General features: G+C 62.5%; 13 protein-coding genes. 6 read left to right on the top strand and 7 right to left on the bottom strand.

Features of this window, described 5'->3' with window-relative positions; genetic code table 11:
• Nucleotides 1-239: 239 nt before the first annotated feature.
• The 4 genes from P3T21_RS20610 to thiC form a co-directional block, all read right to left on the bottom strand.
• Complete coding sequence (locus P3T21_RS20610; RefSeq protein WP_429257789.1) at nt 240-1,838, bottom strand: L-lactate permease; 1,599 nt, start codon at nt 1,836-1,838, stop codon at nt 240-242.
• A 290-nt stretch (nt 1,839-2,128) separates the two neighbouring features.
• On the bottom strand, nt 2,129-2,617 hold the full coding sequence (locus P3T21_RS20605; RefSeq protein ID WP_429257788.1) for a hypothetical protein: 489 nt from the start codon (nt 2,615-2,617) through the stop codon (nt 2,129-2,131).
• Nucleotides 2,618-2,797: 180 nt separating this feature from the next.
• Nucleotides 2,798-3,010, bottom strand: a complete 213-nt coding sequence (locus P3T21_RS20600; RefSeq protein ID WP_429257787.1) for a glycine zipper 2TM domain-containing protein — start codon at nt 3,008-3,010, stop codon at nt 2,798-2,800.
• A 229-nt stretch (nt 3,011-3,239) separates the two neighbouring features.
• Nucleotides 3,240-5,171: a phosphomethylpyrimidine synthase ThiC gene (thiC, locus tag P3T21_RS20595; protein ID WP_429257786.1), complete on the bottom strand. Its 1,932-nt coding sequence runs from the start codon at nt 5,169-5,171 to the stop codon at nt 3,240-3,242.
• A 742-nt stretch (nt 5,172-5,913) separates the two neighbouring features.
• Here thiC and P3T21_RS20590 point away from each other — a divergent pair.
• The 5 genes from P3T21_RS20590 to P3T21_RS20570 all read left to right on the top strand — a co-directional run bounded on the left by P3T21_RS20590 (nt 5,914) and on the right by P3T21_RS20570 (nt 9,905).
• Nucleotides 5,914-6,786 carry a DUF1223 domain-containing protein gene (locus tag P3T21_RS20590; RefSeq protein ID WP_429257785.1) on the top strand — a complete coding sequence of 291 codons (873 nt, stop codon included), beginning with the start codon at nt 5,914-5,916 and terminating at the stop codon, nt 6,784-6,786.
• Nucleotides 6,787-6,857: 71 nt separating this feature from the next.
• Nucleotides 6,858-7,496, top strand: coding sequence for a cytochrome b/b6 domain-containing protein (locus tag P3T21_RS20585; protein ID WP_429257784.1), 639 nt, complete (start codon nt 6,858-6,860; stop codon nt 7,494-7,496).
• Nucleotides 7,497-7,505: 9 nt separating this feature from the next.
• Nucleotides 7,506-8,288 (top strand): molybdopterin-dependent oxidoreductase, encoded by a 783-nt coding sequence (locus tag P3T21_RS20580; protein WP_429257783.1) that lies wholly within the window; start codon nt 7,506-7,508, stop codon nt 8,286-8,288.
• A gap of 105 nt (nt 8,289-8,393) precedes the next feature.
• A complete protein-coding gene (locus P3T21_RS20575) occupies nt 8,394-8,654 on the top strand; it encodes a pentapeptide MXKDX repeat protein (RefSeq protein ID WP_429257782.1) in 261 nt (86 codons plus the stop codon).
• 333 nt (nt 8,655-8,987) lie between these two features.
• Nucleotides 8,988-9,905: an EamA family transporter gene (locus tag P3T21_RS20570; protein WP_429257781.1), complete on the top strand. Its 918-nt coding sequence runs from the start codon at nt 8,988-8,990 to the stop codon at nt 9,903-9,905.
• Between the two features lie 79 nt (nt 9,906-9,984).
• Here P3T21_RS20570 and P3T21_RS20565 read toward each other — a convergent pair whose 3' ends face one another.
• From P3T21_RS20565 to P3T21_RS20555, 3 genes are all read right to left on the bottom strand, one after another.
• Nucleotides 9,985-12,015, bottom strand: coding sequence for an FAD-dependent oxidoreductase (locus P3T21_RS20565; protein WP_429257780.1), 2,031 nt, complete (start codon nt 12,013-12,015; stop codon nt 9,985-9,987).
• 385 nt (nt 12,016-12,400) lie between these two features.
• The gene (locus P3T21_RS20560; RefSeq protein ID WP_429257779.1) at nt 12,401-12,538 is read right to left on the bottom strand and encodes an entericidin A/B family lipoprotein; all 138 of its coding nucleotides are present in this window, start codon (nt 12,536-12,538) and stop codon (nt 12,401-12,403) included.
• 190 nt (nt 12,539-12,728) lie between these two features.
• A complete protein-coding gene (locus P3T21_RS20555; protein WP_429257801.1) occupies nt 12,729-14,117 on the bottom strand; it encodes a sensor histidine kinase in 1,389 nt (462 codons plus the stop codon).
• 328 nt (nt 14,118-14,445) lie between these two features.
• Here P3T21_RS20555 and P3T21_RS20550 point away from each other — a divergent pair, with 328 nt between their 5' ends.
• Nucleotides 14,446-14,607 (top strand): DUF1328 domain-containing protein, encoded by a 162-nt coding sequence (locus P3T21_RS20550; RefSeq protein WP_012400904.1) that lies wholly within the window; start codon nt 14,446-14,448, stop codon nt 14,605-14,607.
• Nucleotides 14,608-14,643 lie beyond the last annotated feature (36 nt).

Below are 14,643 nucleotides of genomic sequence, written 5' to 3'. Positions count from 1 at the left end.
GACGGCAACGCTGTCTGGGCCTCGGGGCTCGTCTTGGGTTTGCGTGGCATACATGCTCCTTGAGCTACATGTTATGCCTTACACACAAAATTTATCACAGGCCCGCGGGTGCCGCCCCGCACCGGGCGGCACTCACAGACCGATACGAACACAAGGAAAGGTCAACAAAAAACCGCGCCACCCCGCCCGGATGCCCTTCACGAGAAGCAAAGAAGCCGGCCCCGGGCAAAACAGAATCCCTAATGAGGAATCATCCCCGTCAAAACATTCTGCTGCAGCCAGACAAGAATCCCGAGCACCACAGTCAGGAAAATTGAGTGCTTGAAGGTTTTGGCAAACACAACCCCTTCCTTCCCCTTAAGCTCGGTCGTAGCGACGCCAGTCGCGATATTCTGTGGCGAGATCATCTTGCCCATCACGCCGCCCGACGAATTGGTCGCGGCCATCAGCACCGGGCTCAGGTTCAACTGGTTCGCGGCCACCACCTGCAGGTTGCCGAACAGCGCGTTGCCGGACGTGTCGCTGCCCGACAAAAACACCGCCACCCAGCCCAGAAACGCCGACACCAGCGGAAAGAACGCACCCACCGAAGCCACACCCAGCCCCAGCGTGTAGTTCAACCCCGAGTAGTTCATCAGATACGCAAGACCGACGATCGTGGCCACGGTCAGAATCGCGATGCGCGTCTGCACCCATGTATCGACGATCGCGCTGCCGAACTCGCGCGCGGGCAGGCCAACCACGAACGACGTGATAATCGCGGCGACCAGAATCGCCGTGCCGGTCGCGAGCGGCTGGAAGTCCCACACGGCGCCATACGGCGTGTTGTACAGCGTGATGAAGACAGCCTTGTCGAGACCCGGCCACGGAATCTTGATGTCGCCGATCAAGAATACCTTCGCAATCGTCCAGATGATCACCACCGCCGCCACGATCAGCCACGGAACCCAGCCCTGCACGCCGCTCACCTTGCCGCGCGCCTCGCTCGCGCGGTCGACATTGATCGAGAACTGCGGATCGACAGCCGGCTTCCAGACACGCAGAAAGACAATCGTCACGATCAGCGAGACCAGTGACGACAGCACGTCTGTCAGGCTGTAGCTGATGTAGTTCGACGTCACGAATTGAGTGAGCGCGAAGCTTGCGCCTGAGACCAGCAACACCGGCCAGATCCGCAGCATGTTGCGAAAGCCCGCATACACGCCGATCACATAGAACGGCAGCAGCAGCGCGAAAAACGGCAACTGCCGGCCGACCATTTTGGCGAGCGCGTCGGTGGGCAGGTGCGTGACGGCGCCGAGCACGGTGATCGGCACACCGAGTGCACCGAACGCGACCGGCGCCGTGTTGAAGATCAGCGTGAACGTCAGGGCTTCAAGCGTCGGAAAGCCAAGCAGGATCAGCAGCGAACTCGTGATCGCGATCGGCGTCCCGAAACCGGAAATACCTTCGAGCAGCGCGCCGAATGAAAAGCCGATCACTACCAGCACGATGCGCCGGTCGTTCGGCAGGTTGTCGATCATCCACATGCGAAACGCGGCGAAGCGTCCCGACTTCACCGAGATGTTGTAGAGCAGGATCGCGGCGAACACGATCCACATCACCGGCCAGCACGCGAACACGGCGCCGGCTGCCACCGAGTCGAACGCGAGTTCCACCGGGAACTGCCAGCCAAAGATCGCGACCAGCAGGCCGATGATGAGTCCAGCCAGCGAAGCCTGCCACGCAGGCCTCCGCGCCCAGCCAAGGAGGACGAGCACGACGATGATCGGTAGCGCGGCGACAATGAACGAGGGCAACAGGGCGTTGCCGATGGGAGTCAGTAGCTGGTGGAACATCACGTCTCCTTCGTTGTTGTAGGAGTCGACGCGGATTTACTGCCTGCACGCCGCGCCGCTTGAGACAGGACGGACCGACGCGGCATTGCGCGTGAGCGCAACACCGGATCGCGTAATTAAACGGATAGTTCGTGGAGCAACCGCCAGCATAGAACCCAGAATGACGCCGTCAAGACGGGAAACTACCGGAGCCGCGATTTTTGTCTGCGGAAAACCACCGGGAAGTCCGGTAGCCTGCCTCGGCGCGTCGTCAGACTCGACTGCCACCCAGTGAACGCGCGAACGCCATGCTAGTGACCGCGGCCGCCACCGTGGTAGTAGCCGCCACCGCCGTGGTAATACCCTCCGCCGTGGTAGTAGCCGCCACCGCCGTGATAGTAGCCGCCGTGGTAACAACATCTACCGCCCCAGAATCCGAAGCCGATCGATACGGAAGGGCCCCACCATGCCGGGTAGCCGTAATAAGCCGGATACGCCGGATACGCCGGGTACGCAGGATACGCCGGGTAGTAGGCCGGTACTGCGTAGACCGGCGGCACCGGCGGCGGGACATAACCTGTCGACGCGGCGTTCTGCTGGACGGGCGGCACCGCTTGCGTGTACACGCCGTTCTGGTCGGGCTGTTGTCCGGCGGGCACTTCCTGCTGGGTCGCGGCGGTGGGGACGGCGGGATAGCCGTAGTACCCATACGGGTAATAGCCGTACGGGTAATAGCAGCCCGTCAGTGCCAGCAACAAGGCGGCACTGGCAAGGCGGAAGGTTGCGGAGACGGGCTTCATGACGCACTCCTTGACGGGCCACCACGCGCCACACGCTATCTGCGCGCGGCCGCACGACCACTGCGCCGCCTCGCATGGCGGCGCGATGCTTTGAGCTTACGCCGCCGTCGCGCGCGTCGGGTTAGAAAGCAGTTACCGCATATTTCAAGGCCGCGTCATTCACACGCGTCGATCCGTCAGTTACTTGCCGACCTGATTCCCGATCACGCCGCCTACCGCTGCGCCACCAAGCGTCGACAGCGCGCTGCCGCCGATCACCGCACCCGCTGCGCCACCGACACCTGCGCCGATCGCAGTGTCTCGCGTACGTGGGCTCATCCCGTCACAGGCCGACAGACTGGCGACGAGCGTCACAAGGACTGCAATCGCGCCCATTCGCTGAACCGTTTTCATGATGACGACTCCATCTTATTGGATGATGAAACGGGGAAGCATTCCGCGTTCCTGATGCTCTTCACGACTTCAGGATATCGCCCGAACCCGTCTTCAGTTGTGTGCGATTGTCAGGCGTCTGTCGGTTTCGTAATCAAATGTATCGTTGCCGGTCAGCCCAAAAAAAGAAGCCCGCCGAAGCGGGCTTCCTTACCTGCTGCCTGTGCGCCGCGGCGGGCGCAACCGGCAGTTATTGCCGTTGATAGATCTCGGCGCCTTTCTTCATGAACTCGATCGACTTCACTTCCATCCCTTTCTTCAGGGCTTCGTCGTCGCTGATGCCTTGCTGCGCTGCGTATTCGCGCACGTCCTGCGTAATCTTCATCGAGCAGAAGTGCGGTCCGCACATCGAGCAGAAATGCGCGACCTTCGCGGAATCCTTCGGCAGCGTTTCGTCGTGGAATTCGCGTGCCTTGTCCGGATCGAGGCCAAGGTTGAACTGGTCTTCCCAGCGGAACTCGAAGCGCGCCTTCGACAGCGCATTGTCACGTACCTGCGCGCCCGGGTGGCCCTTCGCCAGATCGGCGGCGTGCGCGGCGAGCTTGTACGTGATGATGCCGGTCTTCACGTCGTCCTTGTTCGGCAGCCCAAGGTGTTCCTTCGGCGTCACGTAGCAGAGCATTGCCGTGCCGAACCAGCCGATCATCGCCGCGCCGATGCCCGATGTGATGTGGTCGTAGCCAGGCGCGATGTCGGTCGTCAACGGTCCGAGCGTGTAGAAGGGTGCTTCGTCGCACCATTCCAGTTGCAGGTCCATGTTCTCCTTGATCAGCTGCATCGGCACGTGGCCCGGGCCTTCGATCATCGTCTGCACGTCGTGCTTCCACGCGATCTGCGTGAGTTCGCCGAGCGTCTTCAGTTCGCCGAGCTGGGCTTCGTCGTTGGCATCGTAGATCGAGCCGGGACGCAGTCCGTCGCCGAGCGAGAACGCGACGTCGTACGCCTTCATGATTTCGCAGATGTCTTCGAAATGCTCGTACAGGAAGCTTTCCTTGTGGTGAGCGAGGCACCACTTCGCCATGATCGAGCCGCCGCGCGACACGATGCCGGTCATGCGCTTCGCCGTCAGCGGCACGTATTGCAGACGCACGCCCGCGTGAATCGTGAAGTAATCGACGCCCTGCTCGGCCTGCTCAATGAGCGTGTCGCGGAAGATTTCCCACGTCAGGTCTTCCGCACGGCCGTTGACCTTCTCCAGCGCCTGATAGATCGGCACCGTGCCGATCGGCACCGGGCTGTTGCGGATGATCCACTCGCGCGTTTCGTGAATGTGCTTGCCGGTCGACAGATCCATCACCGTGTCACCGCCCCAGCGGATCGCCCACGTCATCTTGTCGACTTCCTCGCCGATCGAAGACGTGACCGCCGAGTTGCCGATGTTCGCGTTCACCTTCACAAGGAAGTTGCGGCCGATGATCATCGGTTCGCTTTCCGGGTGATTGATGTTGTTCGGGATGATCGCGCGGCCACGCGCGACTTCCTCGCGCACAAACTCCGGCGTGATCGCCTTCAGTGCGTCCGGACCGAACGCGCTTGCGCCGAACGCCTGGCCCGGATGCTGACGGCCCATCATCGCGGCGAGCTTTTCGCCGTTCGGGCCGCTGGTGCGCAGGCTTTCCAGATACTCGGCGCGGCGCTGGTTCTCGCGGATCGCGATGTATTCCATCTCCGGCGTGATGATGCCCTTACGTGCGTAGTGCATCTGCGACACGTTCTTGCCGGCAATCGCGCGACGCGGCGTGCGATGCAGTCCCTGGAAGCGCAGCTCGGCGGTGGCGGCATCGGCGGCGCGTTCGCGGCCGTAGTCGCTCGTGAGACCCGGGAGCGCTTCCGTATCGCCGCGTGCTTCGATCCAGCGCTGGCGCAGCGCGGGCAGACCCGCGCGGATATCGATCTGCGCGTCCGGGTCGGTGTACGGGCCCGACGTGTCGTAGACATAGACCGGCGGATTCTTTTCGCCACCGAAGCTGTCCGGCGTGTCGGATTGCGTGATTTCGCGCATCGGTACACGGATATCCGGCTGCGAGCCGGTCACGTAGACCTTGCGGGAATTCGGCAGCGGCGCGACAGCAGCGGCATCGACGTGAGCGTCGGCAGAAAGAAACTTCGGATTGGCGTTCATGCGAATCTCCTGTGTCGACCAGAGTGGGTGCAGAGCGCTTACCCTGGTTCTATGCAAAGCAATGTGAGGAAGCCAGGCAGGAGACGAGACGGAAGGAGTCGGATTTCGGTGTGGCGTGAAGCAGGTGAGGCGGCGAAATCCGTACGCTTCCCTGCGCTGGCATTATCCAGATCAGGTTCAAAGGGTATTTCTCACCCGCGAAGCACACCGACCATCGTTCGATGCGCCACGCAGGACCCCCGCGTTAGCAGCGCACACGATACACCGGGTTTCAGGCGCCTGGCAACCCGTCGCGAAAAAAAACGGTTCATTGAGCAGCGTCGGGCTGTCAGCGTCGAATCGTCTGATGCTTCGGGTTTCAGGCTGTCTTCAGAACCTGACGGGCGGTTGATCGCATCGCGCCGGCGCGTGGGATGCGCGGTAAACTTTTCGTAAGAAATCTGGCGCCAGACCGCCAGGTCCCCAGGCGATGCGCTAGCATTGAGGAAGAGATCCGCCCGATCCTCGTTTGGCCACCGTCTGATCTTCCATGGCCCGCTGTGGCCCGACCTCACGCGGCGTGAGTGGCGTGGCTGCCTCGCAGGCAGGTTCGTAGAAGCCCGTTCCGGCGCCGCGCATGCCGCTTTTTCGCCCGGACGGCCGCGCCTTTCCCCTCGCTCGCACATCGAAAAAAAATTCAGGCGCGCTGTCATAACCGCGAACGTGCCGCGACAAACGTGCAGATTTCCAGATGGAGCCTGCCATGCAAACGCAATCACACCGGTCATCGACGCCACGCGAACCGGTACGACACACGCGCACCGTTCGCGGTTTCGCGCTGGCCGTCGCGCTGGCGACGAGCGGTGTCGCGCAGGCGGCCACGTCGATGTGCACCGCGCACAGCCCGGCCCATCGCGTCGCACTCGTCGAGTTGTATAGCAGCGAAGGCTGCAACAGCTGCCCGCCGGCCGACCGCTGGCTCGGCCAGTGGAAGGGCAGTGGCGTGCCGGACAGCGTCGTGCCGCTCGCACTGCACGTCGATTACTGGAACAGCCTCGGCTGGATGGACCGCTTTTCGCAACATCGCTTTACCGAGCGGCAGCAAAGCCTGGCCGACCGCGCAGGCGGCCATACGATCTACACGCCCGAAGTGTTCGTCTCGGGACGCGAACTGCGTAGCTGGTCGCAGCGCGACAGTTTCGAGGGCCGTGTCCAGAAGGTCACAGCCGAGCCCGCGCAGGCCGACGTCGCAATCGAACTCGCGCCGCGTGGATCCGGCACGGCAGACGCGCTCGACGTCAACGCCCGATTCACGGCGCGCGCTGCAGGTAGCGAGAAGTTGAACGCCTACGTGGCAGTTTACGAAAACGATCTGACCTCGCAGGTGCGAGCGGGCGAAAACAATGGCGCGACGCTGCATCACGAGCGGGTCGTGCGGCAATGGATCGGACCGGTGCCGCTCGTCGCCGGCAACGCGCGGATTCATCAGGATGTCGCGTTGAGCGCATTTGATAGCAATGCCAAAGCTGGCGCGTCGACGTCCACATCCGCGGAGCAGTTCGGTGTCGTCGCCTTCGTTGAGAATGCAACGACCGGCGATGTGCTGCAGGTGGCCGATCTCGCCGCCTGCCGCTGAGCCGTCGAACAACGCGTCGCTGAACAACTGAATGGCTGAATAGCTGGATAGCGGAACCCAAGGAGCGTTCGATGAACACGTCCCGTCTTCACGTCAACACCGCGCCGCCGCCGGCACCCGCGGCTGGCGCGATTCATCCGGTCTGGGTGCGCATCACCCACTGGCTCAACGCGCTTGCGGCAATCATCATGATGCTGTCGGGCTGGCGCATCTATGATGCATCGCCGATTTTCAAGGGCTTCATGTTCCCGCCGTCGCTGACGCTTGGCGGCTGGCTCGGCGGCGCGCTGCAATGGCATTTCGCCGCGATGTGGCTGCTGGTGTTCAACGGCCTGCTGTACCTCGCGCTCAACCTCGTGAGCGGACGTTTCTGGCGCAAGTTTTTGCCGCTCTCACCACGCGCGATCCTGAGCGATTTCGTCGCCGCGCTGACGGGCAAGCTCTCGCACGCGGATCTGCGTCAGTACAACGCCGTGCAGAAATTTGCGTACCTGTTTGTGATTTGCGACCTGATCCTGCTCGTGCTGTCGGGGCTCGCAATCTGGAAGTCGGTGCAGTTCCCGTTGCTGCGCGAAGTGATGGGCGGCTATGACACGGCACGCATCGTCCACTTCACCGCGATGTCGTTGATGGCGGCGTTTATCGTCGTGCACGTCGTGATGGTCGCGCTGGTGCCGCGCTCGCTGCTCGCGATGTTGCGCGGCCGTTAGGAGAATTCCATGACCACGAAACCAGAACGCAAACCCGCGATGAATCTCGACCGCGAGTCGATCCTGATCGACGCCCGCCGCGAACTCGCGATGCCGTCACGGCGGCTCTTCGGCAAACGTCTGCTGACACTCGGCGGCCTTACGATGCTCACCGGCTGTTCGCTCACGGACAACGATTCCGTGAACACGTTCCTCACCGCGGTCTCGCGACTGAACGACCGCGCCCAGGCCTTCATCTTCGATCCGAACCAGCTGGCCCCGACCTACACCGAAGCGCAGCTCACGCGGCCGTTTCCGTTCAACGCGTTCTACGGCATCGACGAGGTGCCCGAAGTCGACGCCTCCGACTACAAGCTCCAGCTGAGCGGCCTCATCACCGGCAAGAGGACGTGGACGCTGCCTGAACTCTACGCACTGCCGCACGCCGAGCAGATCACGCGACACATCTGCGTGGAAGGCTGGAGCGCGATCGGCCGCTGGGGCGGCACGCCGTTCGGCGATTTCCTGCGACGCGTGGGCGCGGACACGTCCGCGAAATATGTCGGCTTCAAATGCGCGGACGACTACTTCGAAAGCATCGACATGCCCACGGCGCTCCATCCGCAGACGCTGCTCACGTTCGAATACGACGGCGAGCGCCTGCCGCCGAAATACGGTTTCCCGATGAAGCTGCGTATGCCGACCAAGCTTGGCTACAAGAATCCGAAGCACATCGTGGAGATGTTCGTCACGAATACGTACCCTGGCGGCTACTGGGTCAATCAGGGCTACAACTGGTTCGGAGGCTCCTGACGCGCGCGGGTCAAATATGCCGAAAGCATGACCCCGGACGGCAGAAGCTTCGGAAATACCCGGCACAGGCCGGTTCATCGTTAGATAACAAAACGGAGTGATCCCATGAAAAAACCCGCAATCGCAGCAATCGCGGCATTGGCAGTGATGTTCCTCGCTGGCGGCACACCGGCATTCGCGCAGGAAGCAAGCGGCGCGATGTCCAACGGCGCAATGTCGCACGACTCGATGTCCAAGGATTCCATGTCGAAAGACTCGATGTCCAAGGATTCCATGTCGAAAGACAAAATGAGCCACAGCAAGATGAAGAAGGACAGCGGCTCGACGGGCATGAAGCATGAAGCCTCGGGCGCGATGGCCAACTGATTGGCACCTCTGGGTTCTGCGTTAGCCGCAGGTATCTGCGGTATCGATGTGAGAAAGGCCGGGTTCACGTGAGCCCGGCCTTTTCATTTGCCGTATCGATAATTTACGATTGCTTTCAATGAGAACGGCTTGCGGTATTGCATAATGCTGCCGATGCGCGCGTAACCCGCGCGAAATCGCCTCATTTTCCGCAAGCAAACGTTTTTCGTTGTTCTACTGCCATGCCGTCCTGTTTCGCCCACCTGGCCGCACCCACCGTGCGGCGCACGTCACTACGCCTCGTTCTTCCGGGTCTGCGTGCGGCACCCTCAACGGTGCGGGCGGGTTGAGCGCATGTCGTTCCAGTTTCCTGACGCTTTCCCGTTTCGCGCACCCCATTCACCTCAAGGACGGATCGCGCTCGCGCTGACCGTCGTCTATATCGTGTGGGGCTCGACCTACCTGGCTGTGCACGTCGCGCTCGGGTCGTTTCCGCCGCTGTTGCTGTCGGGCCTCCGGAACCTGTTCGCGGGCATTGGCCTCTTTGTCTTCGCGGTCCGACGTCAGCCCGTCCGGCCGACCGCTGCGGAAGTCCGCCATGCCGGGCTGGTGGGCACGATGCTCGTCGGCCTGTCGAGCGGGATGCTGGCCTTCGGGATGCGCACCGTCGGCACCGGCACGGCCGCCGTCATGGTGGCCACGGTGCCCCTGTTCGCGACGGTTATTGCCGCCATAGCGGGCCGCAAGATCGGCCATGGCGAGTGGTTCGCGATCGGCCTTGGCCTTGTCGGTATCGCGATACTCAGCCACGGCGACTCAACGCCAGGTTCCGCGGGCGGCAGTCTCGCGATTCTGTGCGGCGCGCTTTTCTGGGCGGGCGGCGCGCATCTGGCCGGCCGGTTGAAACTGCCATCCGACCTGTTTCTGTCGACTTCGTTGCAGATCGGCCTCGGCGGCGCGATGTCGACGATCGTCGCGTGGGCGTCGGGTGAGCGGATGCTCGACGTGCACTTCCTGCCGGTGGTCGCGTTTCTGTACCTGATGCTGGTCGGCACGATGGCCGCGTACGTCGCGTACGGCTATCTGATCCGTCACACGAGCCCGATCATCGCGAGCAGTTGCATGTATGTGAATCCGGTTGTCGCGGTCGCGCTCGGTGCGCTGCTGCTCGGCGAGCCCGTAACGCGTTCGACCGTGATTGCGACCGTGGTGATTCTCGCGAGCGTCGGCCTGTCGTTCTGGTTCGATTCCCGGCGGCGTGCGGCTGTTTGAACCAGCCTGTGGGTTCGCAGGCTGCAATGGCGCGAAGTCGGCGGCGGATGTTCGTTAGCGGATGTGTAACAACCAGAAACTAAAGCCGCGCGGCGAGTTCCGCGCCTTCTCGAATCGCGCGCTTAGCATCGAGTTCGGTGGCGAGCGCTGCACCGCCGATCACGTGATAGCGCGGGCCATCGGCGGCCGGCGCAGCGGGGTACAGATCGCGCATCGATTCCTGCCCCGCGCAAACGACGATTGTCTCGACCTCCAGCCACTGTTCCTCGCCGTTGCGCGCGATGCGGATGCCGCGCGGGCCGATCTCCAGATACGACACGCCATCGAGCATCCGCACGCCGTTGCGGATCAGCGTTGCGCGATGCACCCAGCCAGACGTCTTGCCGAGACCCGCGCCGGGTTTGCCCGTCTTGCGCTGCAGCAACCAGATGTCGCGCGGCGGTGTTGTGGCTTCCACTGGCTTCAAACCGCCGCGTCCGCTTACCTCAAGATCGACGCCCCATTCGTCGAGCCACGCGTCGCGTGTCTGCGGCAGCGGTTCGCCGGTACGATGCAGCAGAAACTCACTGACGTCGAAGCCGATACCGCCCGCGCCGATCACCGCGACGCTGTGGCCTACCGGCGCGCCGCGCAATACATCGACGTACGAGAGCACATTCGCGCCATCGATGCCCGGAATAGCGGGCCGACGTGGCGCGATACCCGTCGCGAGAATCACGTCGTCATAGCGCGATGCCGAGAGCAACGGTGCATCGACACGAGTATCCAGCCGCACGTCAACCTGATGCCGTTCGAGCTGGCTCTGGAAATAGCGGATTGTCTCGGCGAATTCTTCCTTGCCGGGAATGCGCATGGCCAGATTGAACTGGCCGCCGATGGTTGCGCCCGCATCGAACAGCGTCACGCGATGACCACGCGAAGCGGCGACCGTCGCCGCCGACAGACCTGACGGACCCGCGCCGATCACCGCCACCGAACGCGCTCGCTCAGCGGCCGCGAGCGGCCGGTAGACGAGTTCGGTTTCGCGTCCCGCGCGCGGATTCACAAGACATGTCGCGCGCCGGTTCTGGAACGTGTGATCGAGGCACCCCTGATTGCACGCGATGCAGGTGTTGATTTCGTGCGTGCGACCTTCGGCCGTCTTCACGACGAATTCGGGATCGGCGAGCAGCGGCCGCGCCATCGAAACCAGATCACCTGCGCCTTCGGCGAGCAGACTTTCTGCCACTTCAGGCGTATTGATCCGGTTCGACACGATGACCGGCACACGCACCGCTGCTTTCAGACGTGCGCTCAAAGGCGCGAATGCCGCGCGCGGCACCGAAGTCACGATGGTCGGCACACGCGCTTCGTGCCAGCCGATGCCGGTATTGAACATCGATACGCCTGCGGCTTCGAGCGCCTCTGCGACCTGCACGGTTTCCTCCCACGTATTGCCGCCTTCGACCAGATCGATCAGCGACAACCGGTACACCACGATGAACTGTTCACCACAGGCTTCGCGCACGCGCTCGACGATCTCGCGTGCTAACCGCATGCGGTTCTCGATGCTGCCGCCGTAGCGGTCCGTGCGCTGGTTGGTGCGAGGGCAGAGGAACTGGTTGAGCAGATAGCCTTCGCTGCCCATGATCTCGATGCCGTCATAGCCCGCGCGCTGCGCGAGCCGCGCGCAACGAGCATACGCGCGGACCGTTCCTGCAATGCCCGCTTCGGTGAGTGCGCGTGGCTTGAACTTCGAAATCGGCGATTTCAAGGCCGATGCCGACACAACGAACGGCTGATAACCGTAGCGCCCCGCATGCAGGATCTGCAGCGCGATCTTGCCGCCTTCCACATGGACTGCTTCAGTCAGTTTGCGGTGATTGTGCAGATCAAAGACCGAGTTGAGCGTGCCGCCGAACGGCAACAGCCAGCCTTCGCGATTCGGTGAGATGCCTCCGGTAATGATGAGACCGACGCCGCCCTTTGCCCGCTCACGAAAGTACGCGGCCAGCTTTGTGTAGTTCCAGAAGCGATCCTCCATACCGGTATGCATGGAGCCCATCACGACGCGATTACGCAGCGTTGTGAAGCCGAGGTCGAGCGGGGCGAGCAGATGGCGGTAAGACATGCAGGGTCGCTTGTAAAGTCGGGATGCCGACGAACGATACACGGTGCGGCGTGTGCAGTGCCGCAAAACTGTCGAAGAAAAATTCTACGCCCGCGAAAACATTGAATCGCGAGTGTTTCGTTGCGTTGTCCACTTGTTCACGGGCTGCGGCACAGCGATTGCTCGATGGGGTCGTCGGAACGACGCGGACGCTCGTCGCGCAAGGTGGCAACACGACCACGCCCGCAATCGAGCTGAACGACAGTCTCACCGGTCTGTAGGTCTGTAAGTGTCCGGAACAGGAATAACGCAGGCGGCATGGCAGGGGGAGGGGACGACGGCGATCCACGAAAGTGGATCGCCGTTTTGCTTTGGGCGCTCCCGAAGGAGTGCGCCTGCAGCGGGATCATTTGGCCTTTTCGGCTGAGTTCGAAATGGCGTTGCCGCCCTTGGAGATGTCTTCGCCCGCGCCCGCAACGGTATTGCAGCCGGTGGCCAGCATCGCGGAACCTGCGAGCAGAAGCAAAGCGATCAGTCGAGTCATGAGTGTTCCCCTTATGAAGTGGCATCGACAAACGCGTCGTGTGGTTCGACGCGCGCTATCTATCGTCCGACCGGGCGATAAAGCAAGCCGATCCGGTCTGATTGCATGTTAAAAAAAGGGGCGGGCCGACGCTGTCGGTGCGCTTGCCATTTTCCTGTAGGCGCAATCCGGTGTTCGCGTCAGCGGAGTCCTACGTGGAGATGCCAGGTGTCGAAGCGTCGGGTGTCGAGGCGGGCGGCGGTGCGTCGGCGGCAGGCGTGAGCGTGATGGCCGTTGGCATCGTGACGCGGATGTCAGTGCCGCCGGCCGTGCCGCGCCGGATATCGAAGTGCCCACCGCGCGCGGCGACCCGCTGGCGCATGCCAAGCAGGCCGTGCGTATGCGTACGCTTCAGATCGGCCGGCGTGATGCCGATGCCGTTGTCGGCGATATGCAAAGCCACCTGGTCCGCTAAAACCGTCAGGCCGATCGACACGCGCGACGCGTTCGCGTATTTCGCCGCATTCGTCAGCGATTCCTGCGCGACGCGAAAGAGCGCGATCTCGATCTGTTCATCGAGCTTGATATCGTCATCGGGCAACTGCTGGTCGAGCACCCAGCCGTTGCGCTGCGCGGCTTCGCCGGCGAGCGTGCGCAGCGCGGTGACGAGCCCGAAATTGGCCAGCACCGTCGGCCGCATGTCTTCGATGATGCGGCGTTTGAGCGCAATACCCTGATCCAGATTGGCGAGCGCGCGTGTGAGCTTTTCGGAGATCGCAGGCTCGCTGTCCTTCAGCTTGCGGTTCGCCCACGCGACATCCATCTTGCTCGCCGTGAGGATCGCACCCAGTTCGTCGTGCAGTTCGCGCGCGAGCTGGGTTTTCTCGTTTTCGCTGACGGCCTGCAAATGCCAGCCGAGTGCTTCGAGCTGACGTGTGCGCTCGATCACGAGCTGGTCGAGTTCTTCCTGCTGCGTGACCAGTTGACGCTGGACGCGCGCCTGCCGTTCGAACTGGATGCCCAGATTGCGGAACAGCAGGATGAACAGCACGATATTCAGCGCCGACAGGCCGCCCGCGATGAACGTCGAGATGCGCTGGTCGGCGCGGCTTGCATCGAGCGCGTGCTGCGCGCGGCGCTCTTCGTTGTCGCGCAGCAAGGCGAGGGTGCTTTCGACCAGTGCCGCATCGACCGGGCGTGCTTCTGCGGTGACCGGGCAGTGCGACAGATCGGCATCGGGCGCCGCATGTTGCAGCGCATCGCGGCCCGCGCCCATGCGCGCCTCGATTAGCAGCGCGATCTGGCTGAAGCTCGACTGCTCCGCGCTATCGGCCTCGCGACGGAAGTACGTGTCGAGTTGCTGTGAGGTCTGACGAATGTGCGCGGCGGTCGTGCAGTAGCCGCTCGACCATAACTCCCGCTTCGTCAGCAGGAACGTGCTTTCGTCGGCGGTGAGCTGCGCAAGCTGCGCGGCGAGCGCGCCTAGCTGCACGGTCGCGCTTTTCGCTTCGAGCGCGGTTTCGTATTCGCCCGCGATGCGCTGACGTCCCGTTTCGAGAATCACCAGCCCGCCGACCGTGATGACGATCGCTACCGTCATCGCAATCGCCCAGCTGCGGTTGCGTATCCAGTCGTTGAGTCTCGCCGCTGTGTCCAAGGTCGCTCCTGAATTGACGCATCAGTGTAGCGGTTGCCACGCGTCGCGCCTTCTCCCCATGCAGCTGCAACGCGCATGCGGAGGAGAGGAGCGCGCAAGTAAAGCTCCCGTAATCGCGTGTAAGCGGATTCTCACACGAAAAACGGCGTGCACCGGAGTGTCAACGCCGACGCGCATCTCTACGATGAGAATCAGTCCAGGCTTAAACCGGAGGAGACCGTTCTACAGCCCGCTTTTCTAACAAGGACCAGCAGTCACAGGGAGAATCGCCATGCTTCACTATGCACTCGTATTTTTCGTCATAGCGATCATCGCCGCCGTGTTCGGTTTTACCGGCATTGCGGCTGGCGCAGCCGAAATCGCCAAGATTCTGTTCTATATTTTTCTGGTCGTCTTCGTCGTCACGCTGTTGCTCGGCGTGTTTCGAACGTAGCAGCGACATTGGCCTATAACACACGCGTGAGCCGGC

This window comes from Paraburkholderia sp. GAS334, from assembly GCF_050436625.1.
Classification (GTDB): Bacteria; Pseudomonadota; Gammaproteobacteria; order Burkholderiales; family Burkholderiaceae; genus Paraburkholderia.
The sequence above is the reverse complement of the archived record's forward strand: the minus strand, read 5'-3'. Positions and strand labels throughout refer to the sequence as shown.

Bases quoted from the DNA above. Each gene is read 5' to 3' on its own strand.
- P3T21_RS20575 (WP_429257782.1), top strand. From the start codon at position 8,394: ATGAAAAAACCCGCAATCGCAGCAATCGCGGCATTGGCAGTGATGTTC.
- P3T21_RS20560 (WP_429257779.1), bottom strand. From the start codon at position 12,538: ATGACTCGACTGATCGCTTTGCTTCTGCTCGCAGGTTCCGCGATGCTG.
- P3T21_RS20565 (WP_429257780.1), bottom strand. From the start codon at position 12,015: ATGTCTTACCGCCATCTGCTCGCCCCGCTCGACCTCGGCTTCACAACG.
- P3T21_RS20580 (WP_429257783.1), top strand. From the start codon at position 7,506: ATGACCACGAAACCAGAACGCAAACCCGCGATGAATCTCGACCGCGAG.
- P3T21_RS20555 (WP_429257801.1), bottom strand. From the start codon at position 14,117: ATGACGGTAGCGATCGTCATCACGGTCGGCGGGCTGGTGATTCTCGAA.
- P3T21_RS20610 (WP_429257789.1), bottom strand. From the start codon at position 1,838: ATGTTCCACCAGCTACTGACTCCCATCGGCAACGCCCTGTTGCCCTCG.
- P3T21_RS20550 (WP_012400904.1), top strand. From the start codon at position 14,446: ATGCTTCACTATGCACTCGTATTTTTCGTCATAGCGATCATCGCCGCC.
- P3T21_RS20585 (WP_429257784.1), top strand. From the start codon at position 6,858: ATGAACACGTCCCGTCTTCACGTCAACACCGCGCCGCCGCCGGCACCC.
- P3T21_RS20605 (WP_429257788.1), bottom strand. From the start codon at position 2,617: ATGAAGCCCGTCTCCGCAACCTTCCGCCTTGCCAGTGCCGCCTTGTTG.
- P3T21_RS20570 (WP_429257781.1), top strand. From the start codon at position 8,988: ATGTCGTTCCAGTTTCCTGACGCTTTCCCGTTTCGCGCACCCCATTCA.
- thiC (WP_429257786.1), bottom strand. From the start codon at position 5,171: ATGAACGCCAATCCGAAGTTTCTTTCTGCCGACGCTCACGTCGATGCC.
- P3T21_RS20600 (WP_429257787.1), bottom strand. From the start codon at position 3,010: ATGAAAACGGTTCAGCGAATGGGCGCGATTGCAGTCCTTGTGACGCTC.
- P3T21_RS20590 (WP_429257785.1), top strand. From the start codon at position 5,914: ATGCAAACGCAATCACACCGGTCATCGACGCCACGCGAACCGGTACGA.